25 protein-coding genes are annotated in these 25,176 nt (G+C 64.3%); 14 read left to right on the top strand and 11 right to left on the bottom strand.

Annotated elements, in window-relative coordinates; genetic code table 11:
- Positions 1-28 precede the first annotated feature (28 nt).
- Both sulA and lexA read right to left on the bottom strand, forming a co-directional pair.
- Positions 29-502 (bottom strand): SOS-induced cell division inhibitor SulA, encoded by a 474-nt coding sequence (sulA, locus tag GV001_RS15520; RefSeq protein ID WP_160081407.1) that lies wholly within the window; start codon positions 500-502, stop codon positions 29-31.
- Positions 503-535: 33 nt separating this feature from the next.
- Positions 536-1,147, bottom strand: a complete 612-nt coding sequence (lexA, locus tag GV001_RS15515; protein ID WP_160081405.1) for a transcriptional repressor LexA — start codon at positions 1,145-1,147, stop codon at positions 536-538.
- A gap of 241 nt (positions 1,148-1,388) precedes the next feature.
- Between lexA and GV001_RS15510 the strand changes: the two genes are divergently transcribed.
- From GV001_RS15510 to GV001_RS15495, 4 genes are read left to right on the top strand one after another with little or no spacing between them, the layout of a single operon-like run.
- Positions 1,389-2,093, top strand: coding sequence for a TetR/AcrR family transcriptional regulator (locus tag GV001_RS15510; protein WP_160081403.1), 705 nt, complete (start codon positions 1,389-1,391; stop codon positions 2,091-2,093).
- Positions 2,094-2,137: 44 nt separating this feature from the next.
- Complete coding sequence (locus tag GV001_RS15505) at positions 2,138-2,662, top strand: L,D-transpeptidase (RefSeq protein ID WP_160081401.1); 525 nt, start codon at positions 2,138-2,140, stop codon at positions 2,660-2,662.
- A gap of 36 nt (positions 2,663-2,698) precedes the next feature.
- Positions 2,699-3,682: a beta-N-acetylhexosaminidase gene (nagZ, locus tag GV001_RS15500; protein ID WP_160083414.1), complete on the top strand. Its 984-nt coding sequence runs from the start codon at positions 2,699-2,701 to the stop codon at positions 3,680-3,682.
- Positions 3,683-3,707: 25 nt separating this feature from the next.
- The gene (locus tag GV001_RS15495; protein WP_160081399.1) at positions 3,708-4,445 is read left to right on the top strand and encodes an S-methyl-5'-thioinosine phosphorylase; all 738 of its coding nucleotides are present in this window, start codon (positions 3,708-3,710) and stop codon (positions 4,443-4,445) included.
- Between the two features lie 124 nt (positions 4,446-4,569).
- On the opposite strand, the gene GV001_RS15490 is transcribed toward GV001_RS15495, so the two are convergent.
- The 4 genes from GV001_RS15490 to acnB all read right to left on the bottom strand — a co-directional run bounded on the left by GV001_RS15490 (position 4,570) and on the right by acnB (position 9,341).
- Positions 4,570-5,472, bottom strand: coding sequence for a LysR family transcriptional regulator (locus tag GV001_RS15490; RefSeq protein ID WP_160081397.1), 903 nt, complete (start codon positions 5,470-5,472; stop codon positions 4,570-4,572).
- A gap of 79 nt (positions 5,473-5,551) precedes the next feature.
- Positions 5,552-6,013 carry a hypothetical protein gene (locus tag GV001_RS15485; RefSeq protein ID WP_160081395.1) on the bottom strand — a complete coding sequence of 154 codons (462 nt, stop codon included), beginning with the start codon at positions 6,011-6,013 and terminating at the stop codon, positions 5,552-5,554.
- Positions 6,010-6,384: an MAPEG family protein gene (locus GV001_RS15480; protein WP_160081393.1), complete on the bottom strand. Its 375-nt coding sequence runs from the start codon at positions 6,382-6,384 to the stop codon at positions 6,010-6,012. Before GV001_RS15480 ends, GV001_RS15485 begins: the two co-directional genes overlap by 4 nt.
- Positions 6,385-6,731: 347 nt before the next feature.
- Positions 6,732-9,341 carry a bifunctional aconitate hydratase 2/2-methylisocitrate dehydratase gene (gene acnB, locus GV001_RS15475; protein ID WP_160081391.1) on the bottom strand — a complete coding sequence of 870 codons (2,610 nt, stop codon included), beginning with the start codon at positions 9,339-9,341 and terminating at the stop codon, positions 6,732-6,734.
- A 462-nt stretch (positions 9,342-9,803) separates the two neighbouring features.
- Here acnB and GV001_RS15470 point away from each other — a divergent pair, with 462 nt between their 5' ends.
- Complete coding sequence (locus GV001_RS15470) at positions 9,804-10,280, top strand: DUF1289 domain-containing protein (protein ID WP_160081389.1); 477 nt, start codon at positions 9,804-9,806, stop codon at positions 10,278-10,280.
- Between the two features lie 36 nt (positions 10,281-10,316).
- Here GV001_RS15470 and GV001_RS15465 read toward each other — a convergent pair whose 3' ends face one another.
- From GV001_RS15465 to GV001_RS15455, 3 genes are all read right to left on the bottom strand, one after another.
- Complete coding sequence (locus GV001_RS15465; RefSeq protein ID WP_160081387.1) at positions 10,317-11,186, bottom strand: universal stress protein; 870 nt, start codon at positions 11,184-11,186, stop codon at positions 10,317-10,319.
- Positions 11,187-11,329: 143 nt separating this feature from the next.
- Positions 11,330-12,193: a universal stress protein gene (locus GV001_RS15460; protein ID WP_160081385.1), complete on the bottom strand. Its 864-nt coding sequence runs from the start codon at positions 12,191-12,193 to the stop codon at positions 11,330-11,332.
- 560 nt (positions 12,194-12,753) lie between these two features.
- Entirely contained in the window at positions 12,754-13,617 is an 864-nt protein-coding gene (locus GV001_RS15455; RefSeq protein WP_160081383.1) for a universal stress protein, read from the bottom strand.
- 259 nt (positions 13,618-13,876) lie between these two features.
- Between GV001_RS15455 and GV001_RS15450 the strand changes: the two genes are divergently transcribed.
- Positions 13,877-14,485 carry a tRNA-(ms[2]io[6]A)-hydroxylase gene (locus GV001_RS15450; RefSeq protein WP_160081381.1) on the top strand — a complete coding sequence of 203 codons (609 nt, stop codon included), beginning with the start codon at positions 13,877-13,879 and terminating at the stop codon, positions 14,483-14,485.
- Between the two features lie 96 nt (positions 14,486-14,581).
- Here the strand turns inward: GV001_RS15450 and rne are convergent, their stop codons facing one another.
- Complete coding sequence (gene rne, locus GV001_RS15445; protein WP_160081379.1) at positions 14,582-17,623, bottom strand: ribonuclease E; 3,042 nt, start codon at positions 17,621-17,623, stop codon at positions 14,582-14,584.
- Between the two features lie 564 nt (positions 17,624-18,187).
- Here rne and rluC point away from each other — a divergent pair.
- The 3 genes from rluC to sppA are packed head-to-tail and all read left to right on the top strand — an operon-like array spanning position 18,188 to position 20,799.
- Positions 18,188-19,141 (top strand): 23S rRNA pseudouridine(955/2504/2580) synthase RluC, encoded by a 954-nt coding sequence (rluC, locus tag GV001_RS15440; RefSeq protein WP_160081377.1) that lies wholly within the window; start codon positions 18,188-18,190, stop codon positions 19,139-19,141.
- Positions 19,101-19,829, top strand: a complete 729-nt coding sequence (locus tag GV001_RS15435; protein ID WP_256664937.1) for an HAD-IA family hydrolase — start codon at positions 19,101-19,103, stop codon at positions 19,827-19,829. The genes rluC and GV001_RS15435 overlap by 41 nt, the downstream gene beginning before the upstream one ends.
- A complete protein-coding gene (gene sppA / locus GV001_RS15430; RefSeq protein WP_160081375.1) occupies positions 19,819-20,799 on the top strand; it encodes a signal peptide peptidase SppA in 981 nt (326 codons plus the stop codon). Before GV001_RS15435 ends, sppA begins: the two co-directional genes overlap by 11 nt.
- A 53-nt stretch (positions 20,800-20,852) precedes the next feature.
- Here the strand turns inward: sppA and GV001_RS15425 are convergent, their stop codons facing one another.
- Positions 20,853-21,431 carry a nucleoside triphosphate pyrophosphatase gene (locus GV001_RS15425; RefSeq protein WP_160081373.1) on the bottom strand — a complete coding sequence of 193 codons (579 nt, stop codon included), beginning with the start codon at positions 21,429-21,431 and terminating at the stop codon, positions 20,853-20,855.
- 106 nt (positions 21,432-21,537) lie between these two features.
- On the opposite strand from GV001_RS15425, the gene GV001_RS15420 reads away from it, so the two are divergent.
- The 5 genes from GV001_RS15420 to fabG all read left to right on the top strand — a co-directional run bounded on the left by GV001_RS15420 (position 21,538) and on the right by fabG (position 25,168).
- Positions 21,538-22,065 carry a YceD family protein gene (locus GV001_RS15420; RefSeq protein ID WP_160081371.1) on the top strand — a complete coding sequence of 176 codons (528 nt, stop codon included), beginning with the start codon at positions 21,538-21,540 and terminating at the stop codon, positions 22,063-22,065.
- A 13-nt stretch (positions 22,066-22,078) separates the two neighbouring features.
- On the top strand, positions 22,079-22,261 hold the full coding sequence (gene rpmF / locus GV001_RS15415; RefSeq protein ID WP_003245185.1) for a 50S ribosomal protein L32: 183 nt from the start codon (positions 22,079-22,081) through the stop codon (positions 22,259-22,261).
- 3 nt (positions 22,262-22,264) lie between these two features.
- Positions 22,265-23,275, top strand: a complete 1,011-nt coding sequence (plsX, locus tag GV001_RS15410; protein WP_256664936.1) for a phosphate acyltransferase PlsX — start codon at positions 22,265-22,267, stop codon at positions 23,273-23,275.
- Between the two features lie 193 nt (positions 23,276-23,468).
- Positions 23,469-24,407, top strand: a complete 939-nt coding sequence (fabD, locus tag GV001_RS15405; protein ID WP_160081367.1) for an ACP S-malonyltransferase — start codon at positions 23,469-23,471, stop codon at positions 24,405-24,407.
- Between the two features lie 17 nt (positions 24,408-24,424).
- Positions 24,425-25,168 carry a 3-oxoacyl-ACP reductase FabG gene (gene fabG / locus GV001_RS15400; protein ID WP_160081365.1) on the top strand — a complete coding sequence of 248 codons (744 nt, stop codon included), beginning with the start codon at positions 24,425-24,427 and terminating at the stop codon, positions 25,166-25,168.
- The last annotated feature ends 8 nt before the right edge of the window (positions 25,169-25,176 follow it).

The raw sequence follows: 25,176 nt of genomic DNA, 5'->3' as shown, positions 1-25,176 counted from the left end.
TGGCTAGGCAGCTGCGGCGCTAGTCGGTTCAATCCAGGCGAATATTCAGGCTCTGCGCACTGCCCAGGCGGGCGGCGCTGCTCAGGCTTTGGCGCTGAGTCGGCTGCAGGTCGATCCAGCTGACCACGGTATGGCTGCGCCCCAGGCGCAGCGCTTCGCAGGCGAGTTCGAGGGCGTTCTGCCCGGCGCGCGGTTGCAGAACCAGCAGGCGGTCCAGGTTGAGGCCCGCACTGCGCAGCCAGGCGGTGGTCAGGCTGGCGGGCGGGGCGACCAGGGTCAGCCAGCGGGCGTCCTGGTTCTGGCTCAGCTCGCGCAGTACCGGCCCTAGCAGGTGGCGGCAGTGGCCGAGCGAGCCGGACAGGGCGAGCTCGCTGATCGGCTCTGGCTCTTCCAGCCAGGTCGGCAGCTCGGCCGAATCGAGCAGGAGGGGGGCCATGCTCTGCCCCAGGAAAGCTTCAAACAGCGGAAGTTGCGAACGATTCAGCGACTGCGGGAACTGCATGAAGCTCTCCTTACTGCTTGGTGGCGAATCACGTTAGCGACGGATCACGCCGACACTCAAACCTTCGATGATCAGATCCTGTTCTTCCAGATTCACTTCGATCGGGGCGAACTCGGGGTTTTCGGCAATCAGCAGCACCTTGTTGCCGCTGCGCTGGAAGCGCTTGACCGTGACTTCGTCGTCGATGCGGGCGACTACTATCTGGCCGTTGCGGGCTTCACGGGTGGTGTGTACGGCGAGCAGGTCGCCATCGTAGATGCCGATATCCTTCATGCTCATGCCGCGCACCCGCAGCAGGTAGTCGGCGCGCGGGTGGAAGAAGCCCGGATTGATCTGGCAGGATTCCTCGACATGCTGCTGGGCCAGGATCGGCGCACCGGCGGCGACCCGGCCGATGATCGGCAGGCCTTCTTCTTCCTGGGCTTCCGGCTCGTAACCGGGAATGCGGATGCCGCGCGAGGCGCCGGGAGTCATCTCGATGGCGCCCTTGCGGGCCAGGGCCTTGAGATGTTCCTCGGCGGCGTTGGGCGACTTGAAGCCCAGCTCCTGGGCGATCTCGGCGCGAGTCGGTGGATAACCATTGGCTTCCAGGCAACGCTTGATGAAGGCGAGGATTTCGGCTTGGCGGGGCGTGAGCTTGAGCATGATGGTCGTCTGTCTGTTTATACAGTTGCTGTGATTATATACAGTGATCTTGCCCTGGCAACTGTTCTTTTCTCTCTACCGGCCCGGGCTTTTGTACCGCCTGCCTGCTTGGCACAAAGCCCGGGCAATCTGCACTATGGTTAAATGCGTGACCGGTCGGCCATGATTGGGCTCGTGAGGCTTGACATGGCACCGGCCTGAAACGTATGTTTCAAACAAGTGTTTGTCAGGTGGAGATGTCATGGCTCAGTCAGAAACTGTCGAGCGCATTCTTGATGCGGCAGAGCAGTTGTTCGCGGAAAAAGGCTTCGCCGAGACTTCTCTGCGTCTGATCACCAGCAAGGCTGGGGTCAATCTGGCGGCGGTCAACTACCACTTCGGCTCCAAGAAGGCGCTGATCCAGGCGGTGTTCTCGCGCTTTCTCGGGCCGTTCTGCGTCAGCCTGGAAAAGGAACTGGATCGTCGCCAGGCCAAGCCCGAGAGCAAGGCCAGCCTCGAGGATCTGCTGGAAATGCTGGTGGAGCAGGCCCTGGCGGTCAAACCGCGCAGCGGCAACGACCTGTCGATCTTCATGCGCCTGCTGGGGCTGGCCTTCAGCCAGAGCCAGGGCCACCTGCGTCGCTACCTGGAAGACATGTACGGCAAGGTGTTTCGCCGTTACCTGGTCCTGCTGCACGAAGCCGCGCCGCGCATCCCGCCGCTGGAGCTGTTCTGGCGGGTGCACTTCATGCTCGGCGCGGCGTCGTTCAGCATGTCCGGGATCAAGGCACTGCGCGCCATCGCCGAGAACGATTTCGGCGTGGATACCTCGATCGAGCAGGTCATGCGCCTGATGGTGCCGTTCCTCGCCGCCGGCATGCGCGCGGAAACCGGCGTCAGCAGCGAAGCGCTGGCCACCGCCCAGCTGAAGCCACGAGCCAAGGTCGTCGCCGCGGCAAAAGCCTGATTGCGGCTGTGCCCGGGCGGGCCGATCGGCTAAGCTAGGCGCCTATGCGTTCGCTCGATTTCCTGCACATTTCCCTCGCCGATCAGTGCCTGTACGGTTTTGCCGACGGGCAGCTGCTGCTGCGCCTGCCCGTCTCCACGGCGCTAAATGGTGCGGGCGAGCAGGGCGGTTCCAACTGCACCCCCCGTGGCCGCCATCAGGTGCGGGCGAAGATCGGCGCCGGTTTGCCGGCGGGGGCGGTGCTGCGGGGTCGGCGCTGGACCGGCGAGGTATGGAGTGCCGCGCTGGACCAGCAGTTTCCCGGGCGCGACTGGATCCTCACGCGCATCCTCTGGTTGAGTGGCTGCGAGCCGGGACGCAATCGCCTGGGCCCGGTGGATACCTTCCGGCGCTACATCTACCTGCACGGCACCCCCGAGCGGGAACCCATGGGCGTGCCGCTGTCCCATGGCTGCGTGCGCCTGCGCAACGCCGATTTGCTGACCCTCTTTCCCCGTGTGCCGCTGCACTGTGCGGTACTGATCGATGAGGCGCCGTGTCCCGCGTGGGCGGCTGCCGATCTCGGCTAAGGACTATTCGTGAAGACTCCCCTCTATGGTTCGCTGATGCTGGACGTGCAAGGCACCTGGCTGACCGCCGAGGACCGCCGGATCCTGCGCCAGCCGCAAGTGGCCGGGCTGATCCTGTTTGCCCGCAACATCGAAGACCCGCGCCAGGTGCGCGAACTCTGTGCGGCAATCCGTGCGGTACGCCCGGACCTGCTGCTGGCCGTGGACCAGGAAGGCGGCCGGGTGCAGCGCCTGCGCCAGGGCTTCGTGCGCCTGCCGGCCATGCGCGCGCTGGCCGACAACGACAACGCCGAGTACCTGGCCGAGCAGTGCGGCTGGCTGATGGCGACCGAGGTGCTGGCGGTCGGCCTGGACCTCAGCTTCGCCCCGGTGCTGGACCTCGATCACCAGCGCAGCGCGGTGGTCGGTAGCCGCAGTTTCGAGGGTAATCCCGAGCTGGCGAGCAAACTGGCGGGTGCCTTCATCCGCGGCATGGCAGCAGCCGGCATGGCCGCCACCGGCAAGCACTTCCCCGGCCATGGCTGGGCCGAAGCCGACTCCCACGTGGCGATCCCGGTGGATGAGCGCAGCCTGGAGCAGATCCGCGCCAGCGACCTGCTGCCGTTCCAGCGCCTCAGCCAGCAGCTGGCGGCGGTGATGCCGGCCCATGTGATCTACCCGCAGGTCGACAGCCAGCCGGCCGGTTTCTCTCGGCGCTGGCTGCAGGACATCCTGCGCGGCGAGCTGGGCTTTACGGGCGTGATCTTCAGCGACGACCTGTCCATGGCCGGCGCCCATGTGGTCGGCGATGCCGCCAGCCGTATCGAAGCGGCGCTGGCGGCCGGCTGCGACATGGGTCTGGTGTGCAACGACCGCGGCGCCGCCGAGCTGGCCCTGAGCGCCCTGCAACGCCTCCGGGTGCAGCCGCCCAAGGGCCTGGCGCGCATGCGCGGGCAGGGCTTCGTCACCACCGAATACCGCCAGCAGCCGCGTTGGCTGACCGCGGTGGCTGCCTTGCGCGCCGCGCAGCTGATCGATTGAGCTTGCTGTTGAAAAGGATAAGCGCATGACTGTCTACGCCATCATCGGCGGTACCGGCCTGACCCAGTTGGAAGGCCTGACCCTGACCGAGGAACTTGCCCTGGATACGCCCTACGGCGTGCCATCGGCAGCCATCCAGCGCGGCCTGTATGCCGGGCGCGAGGTGCTGTTCCTCGCCCGCCATGGCCATCCGCATCGCATTCCCCCGCATCAGGTCAACTACCGCGCCAACCTGTGGGCGCTGCGCCAGGCCGGCGCGCAGACGATCATCGCGGTCAACGCGGTGGGCGGCATCCATGCCGCCATGGGCAGTGGCCACCTGTGCGTGGCACACCAGATCATCGATTACACCTGGGGCCGCGAGCACACCTACTTCGCCGGGGATATCGAGCACGTTACCCATATCGATTTCAGCTACCCCTATGACGAACCCCTGCGCGGCAAGCTGATCGATGCCCTGCAGGCACTGGGCCATGCGCACAGCAGCCATGGCGTGTACGGCGCCACCCAGGGCCCGCGCCTGGAAAGCGTGGCGGAGATCGCCCGCATGGAGCGCGACGGCTGCGACATCGTCGGCATGACCGGCATGCCCGAAGCGGCCCTGGCCCGCGAGCTGGAGCTGCCCTATGCCTGCCTGGCGCTGGTGGTCAACCCGGCGGCCGGCAAGTCCAGCGGCATCATCACCATGGCCGAGATCGAACAGGCCCTGGCCGATGGCATCGGCAAGGTCAAGGCAGTGCTGGCTCGCGTACTGGCGGGCTGAACGCTGCTGCAGGTCGGGGCGCAAGCGCGGCGACTGCTGCGTGGCTGGAAGAGGGTGGCGTTCAGCCTCGCCTGGGCTCCACGAGAATCCGCACAGCCGGCGCCGCAAGGCGCAGTAGCCTGGCTCAGGGGCTGGTTGGAGCAGTGAGGTCGGCGCGCTGCAGCTGTTCCTGCAACAGCTGCAGTGCGGCTCGCACGAATGGCCGGCGCTCGTCGCTGGCCACGGCGGCCTGCCAGCGGAAGACCATGCCTTCGGCTCCTACCGGCCTGACCAGCAGGCCACTTTCGTCGCCCTGCAGTTGGCGCCGTGGCAGCAGGCTGATACCGAGTCCGGCGCGCACCAGGGCGATGATCGTGGCAATGTCCTGGATATGCTGCAGCGAGCCCAGCTCGATGCGCTGCGGATGCAGGTAGCGGCGATAGAGCAGGGATTGCTCCAGTTTGAAGTGATAGAGCAGGTCGGCTCCGGCCAGATCGCTGGCCTCCAGCCAGGGCTTGGCGCCCAGGGCATGGCCCGGCGGCAGGATGGCGACTATCTCGTCACGGTTCAGTGCCAGCCAGTCGACCCCGCTGGCCGCGCTGGTTTCGCCGAGGATGGCGATGTCGCAGTCATGGGCTAGCAGGCTGTCGAGCAGATTGGGCACCTGTTTCACCTGCACCTCGATCTGCGGGAAGCGTCGGCGGAATTCTTGCAGGAAGTCCGCCAGCCAGTCGCTCAGGTGCATGCGGTCGATGGCCAGGCGCAGGCGTCCGGAGTCGCCACGGGCAAAGCGCGCCAGATGCTCTTCCAGCACCGCCACGTCACCGAGGATGCGCTGGGCGTGGTCATCGAAGGCCAGGCCGGCCTCGGTCGGCAGCATGGCCTTCTGCGTACGCTGGAACAGGGCCAGGCCCAGGCGTTCTTCCAGTTCGGCCAGTTGCTTGCTCAATGCCGGTTGCGAGATGAACAGCGCCTCGGCGGCGCGGGTCAGATTGCCGGTCTGGCTGATGCTACGCACCAGGCGCAGGTGCTTCATTTCCAAGCGCACAAAGGCCGCTCCATTTCCCTGGTAGAACTGCTGGCGCCATCTTCTCCATTGCGCCGGCAGTGGGCAAGCCAGGGGTGGCTCAGTCGAGCTGGCGCGCCGGGATCAGATCGCTGCGCCGATCCTCGATACGGCGAATGGCCACCTGGCAGCCGCCGCGAATCTGTGGATCGGCGCGCGATTGCAGGACCACCAGCTGCCCGCCGATCTTCTTCAGCAGGGCGCGGTCGTACTCCATCAGGCGATTGCAGGCAGCCACATCACCGCTGCCTTCCAGCGAGCAGGGGAAGCGGATCTCGCAGTAGGCGGTGTCGTCCTCCAGACGCTCGATGCTCCAGAACTGCGGCAGGCCGAACAGCCGGCGCCATTCCTCGGCGATGGCCAGGGTGCCGTGCTGTGGCTGACCACGGTTCTTGCGCCAGATCAGCTGCGCCAGCAGGCGCGCCATCCAGCGCGTGCGCCAGTGCCAGCGCGTGCGCGCCAGCGGGCCGGTGAAACCGTTGACCCACCGGTAGAGGGCGATCTTGCTTTCGTCGCTGCTCATTGCGGCAGCAACAGCAGGATGCTGACCACCAGCAGCACCAGCATGGTCAGGCCGTGGCTGACCTGGCGCAGCAGGAGCAGGCGGGCGAACAGACCGGTGCAGTAGAGCAGGCGCAGCATGATGAAGGCGAAACCGAGGGCGGCGGTCAGCGCCGGGCTGATCTGCCCGCTGGTTTCGCCCAGGTAGAGCAGAACGATGAACAGCACCGATTGCTCCAGGCTGTTGCCATGGGCGCGCACGGCCTTGAGCAGATCGGTCTGGCCGCCTTCGCCGAAGGCGACCTGGTGGCGCATGCGCAGGCGCGAGACGTTGAGTGACAGGCCGATCAGCAGCAGGGACAGAATCGCGGCGATATAGACGCTGTAGGGCATGGGTGTTTCTCGTTGTTGTTATGGGCACTGGCGAGATTAGGGACAGGGACTGGCGATGTAAAAGCGCCAGTGCTCATGGCGGCGATTCCCTGGGGTTATGGTAGGCAACAGAAAGGTAATCCCCCAGTTACCTGTTACTTGAGTGATAACCCGTAGGTTGGGTTGAGGGGGGCATGACGAAGCCTGGCGAGCCCGACTCTATTTGTTGGGTTTGGCTACGAGCATCCGCATATGCATGCCGCGAAATACGGGGCAGTTCATGCCCGCTTCCCCATGCAACACGCTATTGGGACATAGCCAAAGAAAAAGCCCCGCACCAGGCGGGGCTTCTGCATTGCAGCTAACGCTTAGACCTGTACGGCCGGGATCTTGGCGTTGGCAGCGGCTTCGCGGAACTCGGCGATCTGGTCGAAGGAGAGGTAGCGGTAAACGTCGGCAGCCATGCTGTCGATGTTCTTCGCGTACTCCATGTACTCCTCGACGGTCGGCAGCTTGCCGGTGATCGAGGCGACCGCTGCCAGTTCGGCAGAGGCCAGGTACACGTTGGTGGCATCGCCCAGACGGTTCGGGAAGTTACGGGTCGAGGTGGAGACCACGGTCGAACCGGTCTGTACGCGAGCCTGGTTACCCATGCACAGCGAGCAGCCCGGCATTTCCATGCGCGCGCCAGCCTTGCCGTAGATGCCGTAGTAGCCTTCCTCGGTCAGCTGGTGGGCGTCCATCTTGGTCGGCGGAGCCAGCCACAAGCGGGTCGGAATGCCACCCTTGACCTTGTCCAGCAGCTTGCCGGCAGCGCGGAAGTGACCGATGTTGGTCATGCACGAACCGATAAACACTTCGTCGATCTTCTCACCGGCAACGGTGGACAGCAGACGGGCGTCGTCCGGGTCGTTCGGCGCGCAGAGCACAGGCTCTTTGACGTCGGCCAGATCGATCTCGATGATCTCGGCGTACTCGGCGTCCTTGTCGGCTTCCAGCAGTTGCGGGTTGGCCAGCCAGGCTTCCATGGCTTTGGCGCGACGCTCCAGGGTACGGGCATCGCCGTAACCTTCGCCAATCATCCAGCGCAGCATGGTGATGTTGGAGCGCAGGTACTCGGCGATGGCCTTTTCCGGCAGCTTGATGGTGCAACCGGCAGCGGAGCGCTCGGCGGAGGCGTCGGACAGCTCGAAAGCCTGTTCAACGGTCAGCTCGTCCAGGCCTTCGATCTCCAGGATGCGGCCGGAGAAGGCGTTGATCTTGCCCTTCTTCTCGACGGTCAAGAGACCTGCCTTGATCGCGTAGTAGGGGATGGCATGCACCAGGTCACGCAGGGTGATGCCCGGTTGCAGCTTGCCCTTGAAGCGCACCAGTACCGACTCCGGCATGTCCAGCGGCATCACGCCGGTGGCCGCGGCGAAGGCTACCAGGCCGGAACCGGCCGGGAAGGAGATACCCATCGGGAAACGGGTGTGCGAGTCGCCACCGGTACCGACGGTATCCGGCAGCAGCATGCGGTTCAGCCAGCTATGGATGATGCCGTCGCCCGGACGCAGGGACACGCCGCCGCGGGTCATGATGAAGTCCGGCAGGGTGTGGTGGGTGGTGACGTCGATCGGCTTCGGATAAGCCGCGGTGTGGCAGAAGGACTGCATCACCAGGTCGGCGGAGAAGCCCAGGCACGCCAGGTCTTTCAGCTCGTCACGGGTCATCGGGCCAGTGGTGTCTTGCGAACCCACGGTGGTCATCTTCGGTTCGCAGTAGGTGCCCGGGCGTACGCCTTGGCCTTCCTGCAGACCGCAGGCGCGGCCGACCATCTTCTGCGCCAGGGTGAAACCCTTGCCGCTGTCGGCCGGGGCTTCCGGCTTCTTGAACAGGGTGGACGGAGCCAGACCCAGCTCGGCGCGGGCTTTCTCGGTCAGGCCACGGCCAACGATCAGCGGAATACGGCCGCCGGCGCGAACTTCGTCGAGCAGGACGTCGGTTTTCAGCTGGAAAGTGGTGACCAGCTCATCGCTGCCATGACGGCGCACTTCGCCTTTGTACGGGTAGACGTCGATGGTGTCGCCCATGGCCAGGTTGGTGCAGTCGAATTCGATCGGCAGGGCGCCGGCGTCTTCCATGGTGTTGTAGAAGATCGGGGCGATCTTGGTGCCGAAGCAGAAACCACCGGCGCGCTTGTTCGGTACAAACGGAATGTCGTCGCCGAAGAACCACAGCACCGAGTTGGTGGCGGATTTACGCGAGGAGCCGGTACCGACCACGTCACCGACGTAGGCAACCGGGAAGCCTTTGGCTTTCAGCGCTTCCATCTGCTTGATCGGGCCGACGGAGCCCGGAGCATCCGGGTTGATGCCGTCGCGGGCCATTTTCAGCATGGCCAGGGCGTGCAGCGGGATGTCCGGGCGGGACCAGGCGTCCGGAGCCGGCGACAGGTCGTCGGTGTTGGTTTCGCCGGTGACCTTGAACACGGTCAGGGTGACTTTTTCCGGAACGGCAGGGCGGTTCTGGAACCACTCGCCTTCGGCCCAGGAGGCCAGCACGGCTTTGGCGTTGGCATTGCCAGCTTTGGCCTTCTCGGCGACGTCGTGGAAGGCGTCGAACATCAGCAGGGTGTGCTTCAGTTGCTCGGCGGCAACGGCGGCCAGCTCGGCGTTGTCCAGCAGTTCAACCATGGTGGTGATGTTGTAGCCACCTTGCATGGTGCCCAGCAGCTCGACGGCGCGGGTTTTGGAGAGCAGCGGGGAGCTGACTTCGCCCTTGGCCAGGGCAGAGAGGAAACCGGCCTTGACGTAGGCGGCTTCGTCCACGCCAGCGGGGACGCGGTTGGTGATCAGGTCGACCAGGAAGGCTTCTTCGCCGGCCGGAGGATTCTTCAGCAGCTCGACCAGGCCTGCGGTTTGTTCGGCGTTTAGCGGCTGGGGCACGATACCCTGAGCGGCACGCTCTGCTACGTGTTTGCGATAGGCTTCAAGCACAGTTTTTACCCTCATCAGTGGTTGCGAGGTGGCTCGCAACGCTCATCCAGAAAACCATCGCACACTGCGCTTCAGCGCTTTTTGAGCGCCTTGGCCGGTGTGTCGATAGCCTCATACAAGAAGCTGTTTTCAAAGTTTTACGCCGCAGGAACAAGGGCGATGAGGGCTGGCGCAGGTCCTGAAGAGGGCTCGCAGACCTGGCGCCAACGTCGTTCCTGGCGGATTAACTGTGCTCGTGACGCTTTGAAAACAGCTTCTGATGGACATCGACGCCTAAAATGGCGGTCCGATTCTACTGGAACAAGGCGCTAAAGTTAAGCGCAAAGCCCGATGCGACTGGCCCGCTGCCCTGCGACCAAGGTCGAGGTGCGCGAGTCGGCAAACGTCTGTCCGGTCAGGGTGACCCTGTCGGTGTAAGCGGCTAATATGGCCTGCCTGTTTCAGTGCCCTGCCTTTCCCGCCATGTCCAATCAGCGCATCAAGACGCCCTGCGTCGGCCTCTGCTCCACGGTTTACGGCGATCTCGTGTGCCGCGGCTGCAAGCGCTTCCACCATGAGGTGGTGAACTGGAACCTGTATGGCGAGGAAGAAAAGCGCGCGGTCTGGCGGCGCCTGGAGATCCTCCTGGTGCAGGTGATGCAGGGCAAGCTGGAAGTCTTCGATGCCCAGCGCCTGCGCGCGCAGCTGGAGCAGCATCAGGTGCGTTTCGTGCCGGAGCAGTCGGTCTATTGCTGGGCCTATCAGCTGATCGCGCGGGCCGCGCGGGTGATCAACCGACTGGATGCCTACGGCGTGGCGCTGCTGCCGGAGTTCCGCGACTGGGCGCTGCCGGAGCTGCGCGAGGCCATCGATCGCGAATTCTTCCTGCTCTCCGAAGCGCACTACGAGCGCTATATCGCCCCCCGCTTTCTCCTTGAAGGCATGGAAATCCGCGTCTAGCCCCCCTGGCCAGCAGGGTCGGTGCCGCTCGTTGTGTCAGGCGGCTCGGTGCCCAGCAAACTCGGTCTGTTGGGCGTCTGCCGTATGGGGTTTGAGAATCAGTATGTCGCTGTTCAGGCGATCCAGCACTGCCTCGGCTGTGTTGCCGATCAGTAGCCCTGACAGGCCGTGGCGGGCGACAGTCCCCACTACTGTCACGGCCGCCTCCAGTTGCAGGGCGATTCGCGGAATCAGAGCCTTGGCCGGGCCTTCGCCGATATGCAACTGCTGCTCGGGCAGTTCGTACTCGTTCTGGAACCACTGGCACTGGTCATGGCAGTGGCTGGCGCCAGCCTGGTCAATAGGGGCGCTCGGGTCAGCTTGCAACAGGGCAGGATCATAGGCGCTGACTACATGCAGGCGGGCGCCAAACAGCTGGCACAGTTCGTTGGCGTGGTCCATGACATTGCCTTGCAGGGCCAGATGTGCCGCATCCTGATGCTCTACATCCATGGCAGCCAGGACAGTGCCGCCGGCCCAGGGGCGAGGGTTTTGCACCAGCAACAAGGGGACGGGCGACTGGCGGATCAGCTGCCAGTCGTCGGGGGCCGAGAACAGCTTGCCGAGCAGCTCGTCGGGCTGATGCTGCTTGATCAGCAGGTCGCAGTTCTGGGCGTGGCAGGCGGCTAGAATGGCGTCGCCAGCCTGATGGCCGGTCACCCGGGCCTGTTCGCCCTGGGCGCGCAGGCCCAGGCGATGCAGGCTGGCCAGCTGCTGGTCAAGGAGTTCGCGCCGATCCTGCTGCTGGTCACAGACCAGCAAGTAGAGTTCGGCGCCGAGCGTCAGGGCCAGCTGTTGGCCGCGTTGCAGGGCCAGGCTGTCCTGGAGCGTAGGTATGACTACCAGGATTTTCTGTATCGAGCGCATGGCAATCTCCTGCTTGTTCATGAAGCCTGATTGCGTACGATATCTGCCGCCTTGTTGCAAGGCAGAAAGGCGGCAGGTCCTGTTCGCAGTAGCGGTTGGTTGGCAACGGGTGTCGAGTGCAGGTCTCCAGTGGTATCGAGGCGTCAGTGGTGGGTGGTCAGTTCTTCCAGGTGGTGGATGACGTCACCGGGTTTGAGGACCAGAACGTCGCTTTCAAGGGCATCGAGCACGGTTTCCGCCGTGTTGCCGAGCAGAGCGCCGGACAGGCCGCTGCGGCCCACGCTGCCGAGAATGGTGAGTGCCGCGCCAAGCCGGTGGGCAATCCCGGGGATCAGCACCTCGGCCGGCCCCTCCTCGATGTGCAGGTGCTCGTCGCTGATCTCGAACTCGTCCTGATAGACCTTGCACTGTTCGTGATAGAAGTTCTGGATTTCCTCCTTGAGCTGGAAGATGGGGTCTCTTGCCGACAGCATGGGGTAGGGGTGGGCGCTCATCATGTGCAGGCTGGCGTTGGTCCGCATGGCGATATCGTGCCCGTGGCTGAGGATGCCGACCTGCAGCAGGCGGTGCTCGACGTCGTCACTGCCGGCATCGATGGCCGTGAGGATGGTGCCGCCCATCCACGGGCTGGTGCTCTTGGCCATCAGCACGGGGCAGCTGGATTGGCGCAGCAGTTGCCAGTCCTCAGGGGTGAGCAGGGACTTCTTTAGCGGACCGTCCTTGTGCTGTTGCTTGATGACCAGGGCGCAACCCTCGGCTTGCTGGACTGCCAGAATGGTCTTGCAGGCATTGTCGTGCCAGGCCTGCTCGGCACTGACCTCGTAGCCCTCCTGGGTGAGCCCTTCCTGTACGGCGTGCAGCGCGTGGGAGTGGCCATTGGTCTTGGCGCATACCAGCAGGTGCAGGTGGGAGTGGGTGATGTCGGCGATCTGCCTGGCCTTGGCCAGGGTCAGGTCGACGGGTTGTTGTGGGTCCATTACCACCAGCGTGTTGTGAATGGCTTGCATGGCGCCTCCCTGTACATTGAGTACATTTATTCTTGGGGATGGCGCGGGCGACCCAGCCCGTTGTGGCTACAGGGTGGACGTGCGCGTCGACGGTCTACTGGCGACGCTCGATTCTCCCGGCAGCTTGAGGCTGCTGCGCGGCTGAAGCGGTTACTACCCACTGCGCTGATGGTAGTTCCGGCGACTGGCATAGCGCCTGTCTGGGGAAGCGGGCGTGGCACATCCCGGCTGATCGCAAGGCAATGACCAGGCCGGCTGCAGAAAGACCAGCTGTACCCCAGGCTCTTGAAGGGTGCGCTGGCGCGCGGCAGCTTGCTGCTGGCCGCGTATTCCAGAGTTCCCACTGCTTGACGAACTCCACGGGATACTCGATGGCGGTCGCTTATCGGCACCGTGGGCTGCTTGCAAGGCTGCGGTTTGCGGGTCTTACCGCTGGACTATTGAGTATGGTGATTTTTTGGCGATAGATCGGACAGCTCGTCGCCCGGATCAGTCCAATTGCATCTAGACCCTAACTCGACGGGATATATGGACGGGCGCTGGCGCGCCCGCTCCATGGCTCAGTGCTGGGCGACCAGCTCCTCCAGGTGGGCGATGATTTCGTCCGGCTTGAGCACCAGCACGTCGCTTTCCAGGGTGTCCAGGATCACTTCCGCGGTGTTGCCAATCAGTGCCCCCGACAGGCCGGTGCGGGCGATGGTGCCGATCACGGTGACCACGGCCTTGAGTTTTTCGGCGGTGTAGGGGATCAGTACGTCGGCCGGGCCTTCCTCGATGTGCAGGCGGTCGTCGCTGACTTCGAACTCGGCCTGGAAGGCCTTGCACTGTTCACGGTAGCGCGCCTCGATGGTTTCCTTAAGCTGGAAGGTCGGGTCGGCGGCCGAGAGCATGGGCGAGGGGTGCGCGCTAATCACGTGCAGGGTGCCCTTGGCCAGCGCGGCGATGTCGTAACCGTGGCTGACGATGCCTGAGTGCAGGGTGCGGTGCTCGGCATCGCTGTTGCCCACGTCGACGGCGGCGAGAATGATGCCGCCGGTCCAGGGCGTATCGGTCTTCACCATCAGCACCGGGCCCGGGCAGTAGCGCAGCAGTTTCCAGTCATCCGGGGTGAGGATGGCCTTCTTCAGTGGGTTGTCCGGGAAGTGCTGCTTGATCACCAGGCCGCAGCCTTCGGCCTGCTGCACGGTGATGATGGTCTGGTAGAGGTTCTCGTGCCAGCACTCCTGGCTGCTGACGCTGTAGCCTTCCTTGATCAGGCTGTCGCGGGTCTTGTCGAGCAGGGCGCCGTGTTCCTGCTTCTTGTCGCAGATCAGCAGATGCAGATGGGACTGCGTTACCCCGGCAATCAGCTTGGCGCGTTTCAGTGCCAGGCACTCTTCCTGTTGCGGGTCCATCACCACCAGAATGCTGCGAATAGCTTGCATGACCATCTCCCTGAACATGGATGCTTATCTATGGGTTCACTGTAACCGGGCGGTCGTGGGATCGGTCTTGACCTGTATCACGACATCACTGGCCCTGTGCACCACCCTTCGTATAATGGCGCGCCCTCATCCTGTCTACCAGCCTTGAACGCATGCGTACCGAAATCATGTTCGTACTGACCGAAATCTGTTTCCTCCCGTTTCTGCCGCTGCCTAGTGTGCGCGGCGTCGTGCGCTGTGCCGGCTTTGGCGGTGCGGCATGAACTTTCCCGAGATTGCCGTCTTTCTCGGCTGCGCCACGCCGCAGGCCTGGGTTCGTGCGGCCCTGGCCGATCAGGAAATCATGCTGATCGACCACAAGAACTGCGAGTTCAAGGCCGCCTCCACGGCCTTGAGCCTGATGGCCAAGTACAGCAGCCATGTCGACCTGCTCAATGCCATGTCGCGCCTGGCCCGCGAGGAGCTGGTGCATCACGAGCAGGTGCTGCGCATCATGAAGCGGCGAAAGATAGGCCTGCGCCCGGTGTCGGCCGCCCGCTATGCCTCGTCGCTGCGTGCCATCGTGCGTACCCATGAACCGCACAAGCTGGTCGACACCCTGGTGGTCGGCGCCTTTATCGAGGCGCGCTCCTGCGAACGCTTCGAGGCATTGCTGCCGCACTTGGATGAGGAACTGAGCAAGTTCTACGGTGGCTTGCTCAAGTCCGAGGCGCGGCATTTCCAGGGCTACCTGAAGCTGGCCTACCAGTACGGCGAGGCGGCGGATGTCGATCAGGCCGTGGCGCGGGTGCGGGCGCTCGAGCAGGAGCTGATCGAGTCGCCGGATCGCGAGTTCCGCTTCCATAGCGGGATTCCGCCGCTTCAGTAGGTTCCGGCAGGGCGTCTGGCCAGCGGTCGTCGCTGGCTGGAAAGGCGCGCATAAAAAAGCCGGACACTAGGTCCGGCTTTTTTATGCGCGTGGGGCTCAGGCCTGTGGCTTGAGCTCTTCGGCGTCCTGCTGCTCGGCGGTTTCGGCCGGGGCTTCGGCGCTTTCCTGCGCTTGCGGCTCGGCTTCGACTGCAACCGGTTCTACTGCGGCTGGCGCGGCTTCAGCCAGGGCTTCGCTCACGACGGCTGCCGGGGCTTCAGCTGGCGCTTGGGTTGCGGCGGCGGCTTCGGCGGCCAGGCGTTCGGCTTCGCGCTGACGGCGACGCACTTCACGCGGGTCGTTGGGCGCGCGGCCGCCGCTGCTGACGATCGGGGCGGCTTCGGCAGGAGCGGAGCTGCTCTCTTCGACGGCTGCGACAACCGGCGCTACTTCGACGGCGACGGCTTCGACTGCCGCCGGTTCGACGGCTGCCGGCTCAGCAGCTGCAGGTTCGGCTGCGGCTACCGGGGCTGCCTCGGCTTCGACTTCCACGGCTGCCGGGGTTTCGACGGCGGCAATGGTTTCGACTGCGGGCTCGGCGGCGGCTTCGCTAACGGTTGGCTCGGCGCTCGGTTCTTGTGCGCCGATCGCTGGGCTTTCCACGGCTTCCGCAGTGGCGCTTGGCGCTTGCGCCTGTTCCTCGGCTACCGGGCTTTCGGCGCTGTCCAGGGTGGCGACTGCTACTGCGGCGACGCCGGCGGCGGCAACCACGGCTTCGGCACCTTCTTCGACGCTTTCTTCGCTGCCTTCGATCAGGTTGCCGTCGGCATCACGCTGACGTTCGCGGCGGTTGCTGCGGCGACGCTGGCCACGGGAGCGGCGACGGGGGCGATCGCCACCTTCGCTGTCGTCCTGGCCGTCTTCCTGTTGCTCGGCATTCTCCAGCACTTCCTCTTCGGCAGCGGCAGCGGCCTGTTCGGTGCGCGGCTGGCGTTCTTCACGCGGCGGACGCGGCTGACGCTCCTCGCGCGGCTTGCGCTCGACGCGCTCCTCGCTGCGGATTTCGTCGCCGGCGGCGGCATCCAGCGGCTCGCGCAGCTCGCGGGTGCGGCGCTCTTCGCGGGGCTCGCGGGCTTCGCGTGGCTGACGCTCGCGACGGTTTTCCTGGCCTTCGCGGGCTTCGCGTGGCTGGCGCTCTTCGCGCGGCTCACGTGGCTCGCGCACTTCGCGCGGTTGGCGTTCCTCGCGAGGCTCGCGGGGTTCACGGGCTTCGCGCGGCTGGCGCTCTTCACGCGGCTTGCGTTCTTCGTCGCGGCCATCACGGCTGCCGCGGCTGCCACGGTTGCCGTCGCGACGATTCTGCTGGCGGCCGCTGTTGCGGCGCTCGTCAGTGCGCGGCTTGCGCTCGGCAGGCTTCTCTTCGACGACCGGTGCGGCGGCTTCTTCCTTGCCGGCGAACAGGCTGACCAGCGACTTGACCAAGCCCTTGAACAGGCTCGGTTCCGGGGTCGGCGCAGCCGGGGCCAGCGGAGCCGGCGGGGCGGCCGGGGTCGGCGCGGCAGCACGCTGCGGGGTGGTCTTCAGGGCGGCTTCCTGGCGCACCAGGGTGCGGGTGGCTGCGGCCGGCTGAGCGTCTTCGACTTCAGTCGGAGTCATCTCGTAGCTGGATTGGCCGGTCTGCACTTCCGGGCTGTCATCGCGCAGACGCTGCACTTCGAAGTGCGGGGTCTCCAGATGATCGTTCGGCAGGATGATGATGCGTGCACGAGTGCGCAGCTCGATCTTGGTGATGCTGTTGCGCTTCTCGTTGAGCAGGAAGGCGGCAACCGGGATCGGCACCTGGGCGCGAACCTCGGCGGTGCGATCCTTCAGGGCTTCTTCTTCGATCAGGCGCAGGATGGCCAGCGACAGCGATTCGACGTCGCGGATGATGCCCTGACCGTTGCAGCGCGGGCAGACGATGCCGCTGCTTTCGCCCAGGGACGGACGCAGGCGCTGACGGGACATTTCCAGCAGGCCGAAACGCGAGATGCGGCCGACCTGGACGCGGGCGCGGTCGGCTTCCAGGGCTTCGCGGACTTTCTCTTCCACGGCGCGCTGGTTCTTGGCCGGGGTCATGTCGATGAAGTCGATCACGATCAGGCCGCCGATGTCGCGCAGGCGCAGCTGACGGGCGATTTCCTCGGCCGCTTCCAGGTTGGTCTGCAGGGCGGTTTCTTCGATGTCGCTGCCCTTGGTGGCGCGCGCCGAGTTGATGTCGATGGACACCAGGGCTTCGGTCGGGTCGATGACGATGGAGCCGCCGGACGGCAGCTTCACTTCGCGCTGGAAGGCGGTTTCGATCTGGCTTTCGATCTGGAAGCGGTTGAACAGCGGCACGCTGTCTTCGTACAGCTTGATCTTGCTGGCGTACTGCGGCATGACCTGCTGGATGAAGGACAGGGCTTCGTCCTGGGCTTCGACGCTGTCGACCAGCACTTCGCCGATGTCCTGGCGCAGGTAGTCGCGGATGGCGCGGATGATGACGTTGGATTCCTGATAGATCAGGAACGGCGCGGCGCGATCCTGCGAGGCATCCTTGATCGCGGTCCACAACTGGATCAGGTAGTCGAGGTCGAGTTGCAGTTCTTCGCTGCTGCGGCCCAGGCCGGCGGTGCGCACGATCAGGCCCATGTCGCCCGGGGCGTCGAGGCCGTTCAGCGCTTCACGCAGCTCGTTGCGCTCTTCGCCTTCGATGCGGCGGGAAATGCCGCCGGCGCGCGGGTTGTTCGGCATCAGTACCAGGTAGCGACCGGCCAGGCTGATGAAGGTGGTGAGGGCGGCGCCTTTGTTGCCGCGCTCTTCCTTCTCGACCTGAACGATGACTTCCTGGCCTTCCTTGAGCACTTCCTTGATGTTGACGCGGCCGCCTTCGGGCGACTTGCTGAAGTATTCGCGGGAGATTTCTTTCAGGGGCAGGAAGCCGTGGCGCTCGGCGCCGAAGTCGACGAAGGCAGCCTCGAGGCTGGGCTCGACACGGGTAATGCGGCCTTTATAGATGTTGGCCTTCTTCTGCTCGCGGGCGCCGGATTCGATATCCAGGTCGTAGAGCTTCTGGCCGTCTACCAGGGCGACACGCAACTCTTCGGGTTGAGTTGCGTTGATCAGCATTCTTTTCATGTTGTACCAATGGTTTCCGGGGCTGCCGGAAACGGCGGTTGGCACACACGACTCTCACGGTCGGTGTCAGGGCGCGTCAGGAATGGGCGTAAATCATTCCAGTGTCTAGCAACCGTTGGCCTGTGGCGGTTGGGTTGCGACGACGCTCCTGCTTGCTGTGGTGACAGAAGCACTCAGTCAGGGGAGGAATCAACCAGTCGCTGCGGACGATAATGACGCGTCTTGTAAAGCCTGTTGCTACGCAGTCCGACGGTTGTGCATCTCCACCCTACACGTATCGCTAAAATCGGGTGCCGCTCGCAGAATCCGCAGCGGGTTAGCATTATTCGCAAGCTTCCGGGGGAGGCTTGCGCGTCTATGGCTCAAGGCGTTGTTTCCGGGATTTTCGCGCTCTTGTGCGGCGAAAATCCCGTCGGACGGCCTCACGTCCTGAATGGGTTGCGCTCGGCAGGGATGCTTGTGTAGTCGGTCATCCGCTGGCCGGTCCGCTTTTGGCGGCGCTCCCGAGCATATCAGCAATGATTAAGTGCTTCAATTCAATAAAAAATTGTTATGATCGCCAGCATGACTACTCCTGCCTCCCCAACCTCCGGCGTCCAGCTGATTGAGGTTGCGCCGGATCTTGCCGGCCAACGAATCGACAACTTCCTGCTCGCGCGCCTCAAGGGCGTGCCGAAAACCCTCATCTATCGCATCCTGCGCAAGGGCGAAGTGCGGGTTAATAAAGGCCGGATAAAACCCGAATACAAACTGCAGGCGGGCGATGTCGTGCGCGTCCCGCCGCTGCGCCTGCCGGAGCGTGACGAGCCGGTGCCGCTGGCGCAGAGCCTGCTGGAGCGTCTGGAGGCGGCCATTGTCTATGAAGACAAGGCGCTGATCGTGTTGAACAAGCCGGCCGGCATTGCCGTGCACGGCGGCAGCGGCCTGAATTACGGGGTGATCGAAGCTTTCCGTCAGTTGCGCCCGGATGCCAAGGATATCGAGCTGGTCCATCGCCTGGATCGCGATACCTCCGGTCTGCTGATGATCGCCAAGAAGCGCAGCATGCTGCGCCACCTGCACGAGGCGCTGCGTGGTGATGGCGTGGACAAGCGCTACATGGCGCTGGTGCGCGGCAACTGGCCGACGGCGAAGAAGAAGATCAGTGCGCCGCTGCTGAAGAGCAATCTGCGTTCCGGCGAGCGGATGGTCGAGGTCAATCCCGAGGGCAAGGAGGCCTTGACCGTATTTCGCGTGCTGCGCCGTTTCGGCGAGTTCGCCACCCTGGTCGAGGCCAGTCCGATCACCGGGCGCACCCACCAGATCCGCGTGCACGCCAAGCATGCCGGGCATTCGATTGCCGGGGATTCCAAGTACGGCGATGATGACTTCACTCGCGAGATCCGCGAGCTGGGCGGCAAGCGTCTGTTCCTGCATGCCTATGCGCTGAAGATCAGCCTGCCGGAAGGTGGCGAGCTGCAGCTGGAGGCGCCGGTGGATGAAATGTGGGAGCGGACCCTGGAGCGTCTCGGTGGGTGATTATCGACTGCTGATCTTCGACTGGGACGGCACGCTGGTCGATTCGATCGGTCGTATCGTCACGGCTATGCGCTGGGCGGCGGATCTCTGCGATTTGCCCCAGCTCAGCGATGCGGCCATCAAGGGCATCATCGGTCTGGGGCTGCCCGAGGCTATCCGTAGCCTGTATCCGCAGCTTGAAGAGCCTGAGCTGGTTGAGCGCTTTCGGGCTGCCTACAGTGAAGGGTACTTGCAGCTGGAAGGCGAGCCGTCGGCGCTGTTCCCAGGGGTGGCTGAGTCGCTGGAGGCCTTTCGTGCCGATGGCTATCGCCTGGCGGTGGCTACCGGCAAGAGTCGCCATGGCCTGCAGCGGGTGCTGCAGGGGCGTGGCTGGCTGGATTACTTCGACATTACCCGCTGCGCCGATGAAACGGCGAGCAAGCCACATCCGCTGATGCTGCAGGAGATCCTGGCGCATTTTGCCCTGCAGCCACAGCAGGCGCTGATGGTCGGCGATTCGGCCTTCGATCTGCAGATGGCGTGCAATGCCGGCATGGATTCGGTGGCAGTGGGCTTCGGTGCGCAGCCGCTGGACAGTTTGCGCGCCTATGGGCCGCGTCTGGCGATCAATGAGTTTTCCGAGTTGCGTACCTGGTTGGGTGCGCATGCACATGAACAGACGGCTGGAGTGGGCGAGTATGTCGGATGAATGGAATGCGTCGGTCGCTGGCAATGGCGACGATCGGAGCTGGAAACTGCTGGAAAAGACCCTGCTGGCTGGCGTGCAGGAGCAGCGGCGCGCGCGGCGCTGGGGGATTTTCTTCAAGACGCTGACCTTCATTTACCTGTTCGGCGCGCTGGTGCTGTTCACTCCGAGCCTGAATCTGCAGCAGGGGGCGGCGCGCAGCGAAAACCATACGGCGCTGATCGAGATTCGCGGCATGATCATGGCGGACGAGGCGGCCAGTGCCGACAACGTCGTCAGTAGTCTGCGCACGGCCTTCGAGGATGCGAAAACCAAGGGCGTCGTGCTGCGCATCAACAGCCCGGGCGGCAGTCCGGTGCAGTCGGGCTACATCTATGACGAGATCAAGCGCCTGCGTGCCGAGCATCCGGACATCAAGGTGTATGCGGTGATCAGCGATCTGGGGGCTTCCGGCGCCTATTACATCGCCAGTGCGGCCGACCAGATCTATGCCGATAAGGCCAGCCTGGTCGGCTCCATCGGGGTGACTGCGGCCACCTTCGGTTTTGTCGGGGTGATGGAGAAGATCGGCGTGGATCGTCGCGTCTACACCTCGGGCGAGCACAAGGCCTTCCTCGACCCGTTCCAGCCGCAGAAGGCCGAGGAAACCCAGTTCTGGCAGGGGGTGCTGCAAACCACCCATCAGCAGTTCATTGACAGCGTGAAGAAGGGGCGTGGCGATCGCCTCAAGGTGGCTGAGCATCCCGAATTGTTTTCCGGGTTGATCTGGTCGGGCGAGCAGGCGCTGGAGTTGGGCCTGGTCGATGCCCTGGGTAGCAGCAGTTTCGTTGCGCGCGAGGTGATCGGGGCGAAGGAGATCGTCGACTACACCCGCAAGGAGACGCCTTTCGACCGTTTTGCCAAGAAGCTCGGTGCCAGCGTGGCCGAGCATCTGGCGATCTGGGCGGGCTTCCAGGGGCCGGCGCTGCGCTGAGTGCTCCCGTGATGAGAGAAGCCCGGCTTGCCGGGCTTCTTTATATGGGTTGCTCAGGGAATGTGGATGCCTTCCTCGTGCAGCATGCCGACCAGGCGGATCAGCGGCAGGCCGATCAGGCTGGTGGCGTCGTCACCTTCGGTGGCGCGGAACAGGCTGACGCCGAGGCCTTCGGCCTTGAAGCTGCCGGCGCAGTCGTAGGGTTGTTCGAGTTCCAGGTAGCGACTGATCTGGGCTACGTTCAGCTGGCGAAAGTGCACGGTGAAGGGGATGCAGTCGACCTGGCAGTGGCCGCTGGCGCTGTTGAGCAGGGCCAGGCCGGTGAGGAAGGTGACGCTGGCGCCGCTGGCGGCCAGTAGCTGTTGCTTGGCGCGTTCGAAGTCGTGCGGTTTGCCGAGTATCTGCTCGCCCAGCACAGCGACCTGGTCCGAGCCGATGATCAGGTGCTGCGGATGCTCTTCGCTCAGGGCGCGCGCCTTGGCTTCGGCCAGGCGGCGCACCAGGGCTTCGGCAGGTTCTCCCGGCTGCGGCGTTTCGTCGATGGCCGGCGCGCTCCAGGTAAAGGGTTGGCGCAGGCGTGCCAGCAGTTCACGGCGATAGGCTGAGCTTGAGGCGAGCGCCAGGGGCGGCATGGCTTTCTCCGGGTTAAAGCGGCGAATTTTAACGGTTCGCTCATTGGGCGCACAGGGCGGAATTTCCTTTGACAGCGCCAGGGTGCATCCCTAGAATGCTGCGCCTATGTTGAATGGACCGATTCCACCCCACGTTGATCCGCGCAAACTCGCTGATCGCGGCGTCACCCTCGAAGGGTCGATGCCGTTGGCAAGTTTCGAGCGTCTCTGCGAGTCGCTGGCAGATAATGCCGGCACTGTGCACGCGAAGCTGGCCTTCGTGCGTGGCGAGCGACGTGCTGTGAGCATTCACAGCGAGCTCAAGGTTGAGGTCAAGATGATTTGCCAGCGTTGTCTGGAACTGGTCGTGCTGCCGATCCAAAGCGAGTGTGATTACGCGGTGGTGAAGGAAGGCGCGGATACCCAGTCGCTGCCCAAGGGCTATGACGTGCTGGAAGTGGGTGAGGATCCTTTGGATCTGATGGCGCTGGTCGAAGACGAGCTGTTGCTCGCTCTGCCCATCGTACCAGCCCATGCCCATGAGGATTGCCAGCAGCCGGCCGGTCTCGAAGAGCCCGAGTCGAGCGAGGACGAGGTACCGCGGTCCAACCCGTTCAGTGTATTGGCGCAGTTAAAGCGTGACCCAAACGTTTAGGAGTTAATCAGTTATGGCTGTTCAGCAGAACAAAAAATCCCGCTCTGCCCGCGACATGCGTCGTTCCCACGATGCGCTCGAGGCCAGCACCCTGTCCGTCGAGAAGAGCACCGGTGAAGTTCACCTGCGCCACCACGTATCTCCGGAAGGCGTATACCGTGGTCGCAAAGTGATCGACAAGGGCGCCGACGAGTAATCCTTGTCTGCTCCGTTGATCGCAATTGATGCAATGGGTGGGGACTTCGGTCCCCACTGCATTGTTCCAGCCAGCATCGCCTGTCTGGCCGAATTCCCCTCGCTACACCTGGTCCTTGTCGGCCAAGCTCCCATACTCGAAGATCTGATCGCTCGGCATTCTGCTGTGGATCGCGCACGCCTGCATGTCGAACATGCCAGCGAGGTGATCGGCATGGATGAGCGGCCCTCGCAGGCTCTGCGTGGCAAGCCCGATGCCTCCATGCGGGTGGCGCTGGAGCTGGTGCGCTGCGGGCGAGCCAAGGCCTGTGTCAGTGCCGGCAATACCGGTGCGCTGATGGCCTTGTCGCGTTATGTGCTGAAAACCTTGCCCGGCATCGATCGGCCGGCGATGGTCAGCCCGGTGCCGACGGCGACCGGTAGCTGCCAGCTGCTCGATCTGGGCGCCAATGTCGACTGCAGTGCTGAACATCTCTACCAGTTCGCGGTCATGGGCTCGGTGGCCGCCGAGGCCTTGGGCGTGGTTCGCCCGCGCGTGGCGCTGCTCAACGTCGGCACCGAAGAGGTCAAGGGCAACCAGCAGGTCAAGCTGGCCGCCAGCCTCCTGCAGCAGGCCCGGGGGCTGAACTACACCGGTTTCATCGAGGGCGATGGCTTGTACCGGGGTGAGGCCGATGTGGTGGTGTGCGACGGCTTCGTCGGCAATATCCTGCTCAAGTCCAGCGAAGGCCTGGCGTCGATGATTTCGGCGCGTATAGAGGCCCTGTTTCGCGAAAATATTGCCACGCGCCTGGTTGGCGGCATGGCGCTGCCTTTGCTGCGGCGCCTGCAGACCGAGCTGACGCCGGCGCAGCATAATGGCGCGAGCTTTCTCGGGCTGCAGGGCATCGTGGTCAAGAGCCATGGTGCGGCGGGCGTGGAGGGCTTCCAGAGCGCCATTCGTCGGGCTTTGCTCGAAGTGCGCGAAAATCTGCCGCAGCGCCTGCATGGCCGTCTCGAAGACCTGTTGCTCTGACGTCGGCTTGCTTTTTTCGCCTGTGTGACCCGCTGGTCATTGTGGCGGTGGGGCTCGTCCCGGCTGAACAGTGCGCAAAAGCTGTGGTCTGGTCTGTGACCGCAGGTTTTTCCGGATCATCCAATCTGCAGTTCGAGGCTGGCCTGGCCAGCTCCACCTTCTCCCATTGCTCAGTAGATAAGGGAAAGTTCTGATGTCCAACTCCCTCGCATTTGTCTTCCCCGGTCAGGGCTCGCAGTCGCTCGGCATGCTGGCCGAGATTGGTGCGCAGCAGCCGCTGATCCGCGAGACCTTCGCCGAAGCCGCCGATGCGCTCGGCTACGACCTCTGGGCCTTGATCCAGCAGGGGCCGGAAGAGCGCCTCAATGAAACCGACAAGACCCAGCCGGCGATTCTGGCGGCTTCCATTGCTCTGTGGCGCCTGTGGCTGGCCGAGGGCGGGGTGCGTCCGGCCTTCGTCGCCGGGCACAGCCTGGGTGAGTATTCGGCCCTGGTCGCGGCTGGCAGCATCGGCTTTGCCGAAGCGCTCAAGCTGGTCGAGCTGCGTGGCCAGCTGATGCAGCAGGCCGTGCCGGCCGGGCAGGGCGGCATGGCGGCGATCCTCGGTCTGGAGGATGCCGACGTGCTGGCAGCTTGCGCCGAAGCGGCCCAGGGCGAGGTGGTCAGCGCAGTGAACTTCAATGCCCCGGGGCAGGTGGTGATCGCCGGTGCTGCGGCTGCCGTCGAGCGCGCCATCGAGGCCTGCAAGGCGCGGGGCGCCAAGCGCGCCATGCCGCTGCCGGTCAGTGTGCCGTCGCACTGCGCGCTGATGCGCCCGGCGGCGGAGAAGTTCGCCGATGCCGTGGCCGCCCTGGCCTGGCAGGCTCCGCAGATTGCCCTGGTGCAGAACGTCAGCGCCGCCGTGTCGACCGACCTGGAAACCCTCAAGCGTGACCTGCTGGCGCAGCTCTACAGCCCGGTGCGTTGGGTGGAAACCGTGGTCCTGCTGGCCGAGCGCGGCGTCACCGATTTGGTCGAGTGCGGGCCGGGCAAGGTGCTGGCGGGCTTGAACAAACGTTGCGTCAAAGGCATCAATACCCACAATCTGGAAACCCCGGAAGCCTTCGCCGCCGTACGTGCGGCGCTGGCCTGAGACACAAGGAGAGCATCATGAGTCTGCAAGGCAAGGTCGCACTGGTCACCGGCGCCAGCCGTGGCATAGGTCAGGCCATCGCGTTCGAGCTGGGCCGTCAGGGCGCCACCGTGATCGGCACCGCCACCAGCGAAGCCGGTGCCGCACGCATAGGCGAGGCGCTCAAGGAGCAGGGCATCCAGGGTGCCGGCATGCTGCTGGATGTCGGCAACGACGAATCGGTCAGTGCCGTGCTGGAACAGATCCAGAAGGAATTCGGTGCGGTGGCCATCCTGGTCAACAACGCCGGCATCACCCGCGACAATCTGATGCTGCGGATGAAGGACGAGGAGTGGTTCGATGTCATCAATACCAACCTCAACAGCCTGTTCCGCCTGTCCAAGGCCGTGCTGCGCGGCATGACCAAGGCCCGCTGGGGGCGCATCATCAGCATCGGCTCGGTGGTCGGTGCCATGGGCAATGCCGGGCAAGTCAACTATGCTGCGGCCAAGGCCGGTCTGGAAGGTTTCAGTCGCGCCCTGGCGCGCGAAGTGGGTTCCCGTGCCATTACCGTCAACTCGGTGGCCCCGGGCTTCATCGATACCGACATGACCCGCGAACTGCCGGAAGCCCAGCGAGAAGCGCTGCTGACGCAGATTCCCCTGGGCCGTCTGGGGCAGGCGGAAGAAATCGCCAAGGTGGTCGGTTTCCTCGCCTCCGACGGCGCGGCCTACGTAACTGGCGCAACCGTGCCGGTGAATGGCGGCATGTACATGAGTTGAATGTGACT

It is taken from the genome of Pseudomonas sp. 8AS, assembly GCF_902506505.1.
In the GTDB taxonomy this organism is placed as follows: Bacteria; Pseudomonadota; Gammaproteobacteria; order Pseudomonadales; family Pseudomonadaceae; genus Aquipseudomonas.
The sequence above is the reverse complement of the archived record's forward strand: the minus strand, read 5'-3'. Positions and strand labels throughout refer to the sequence as shown.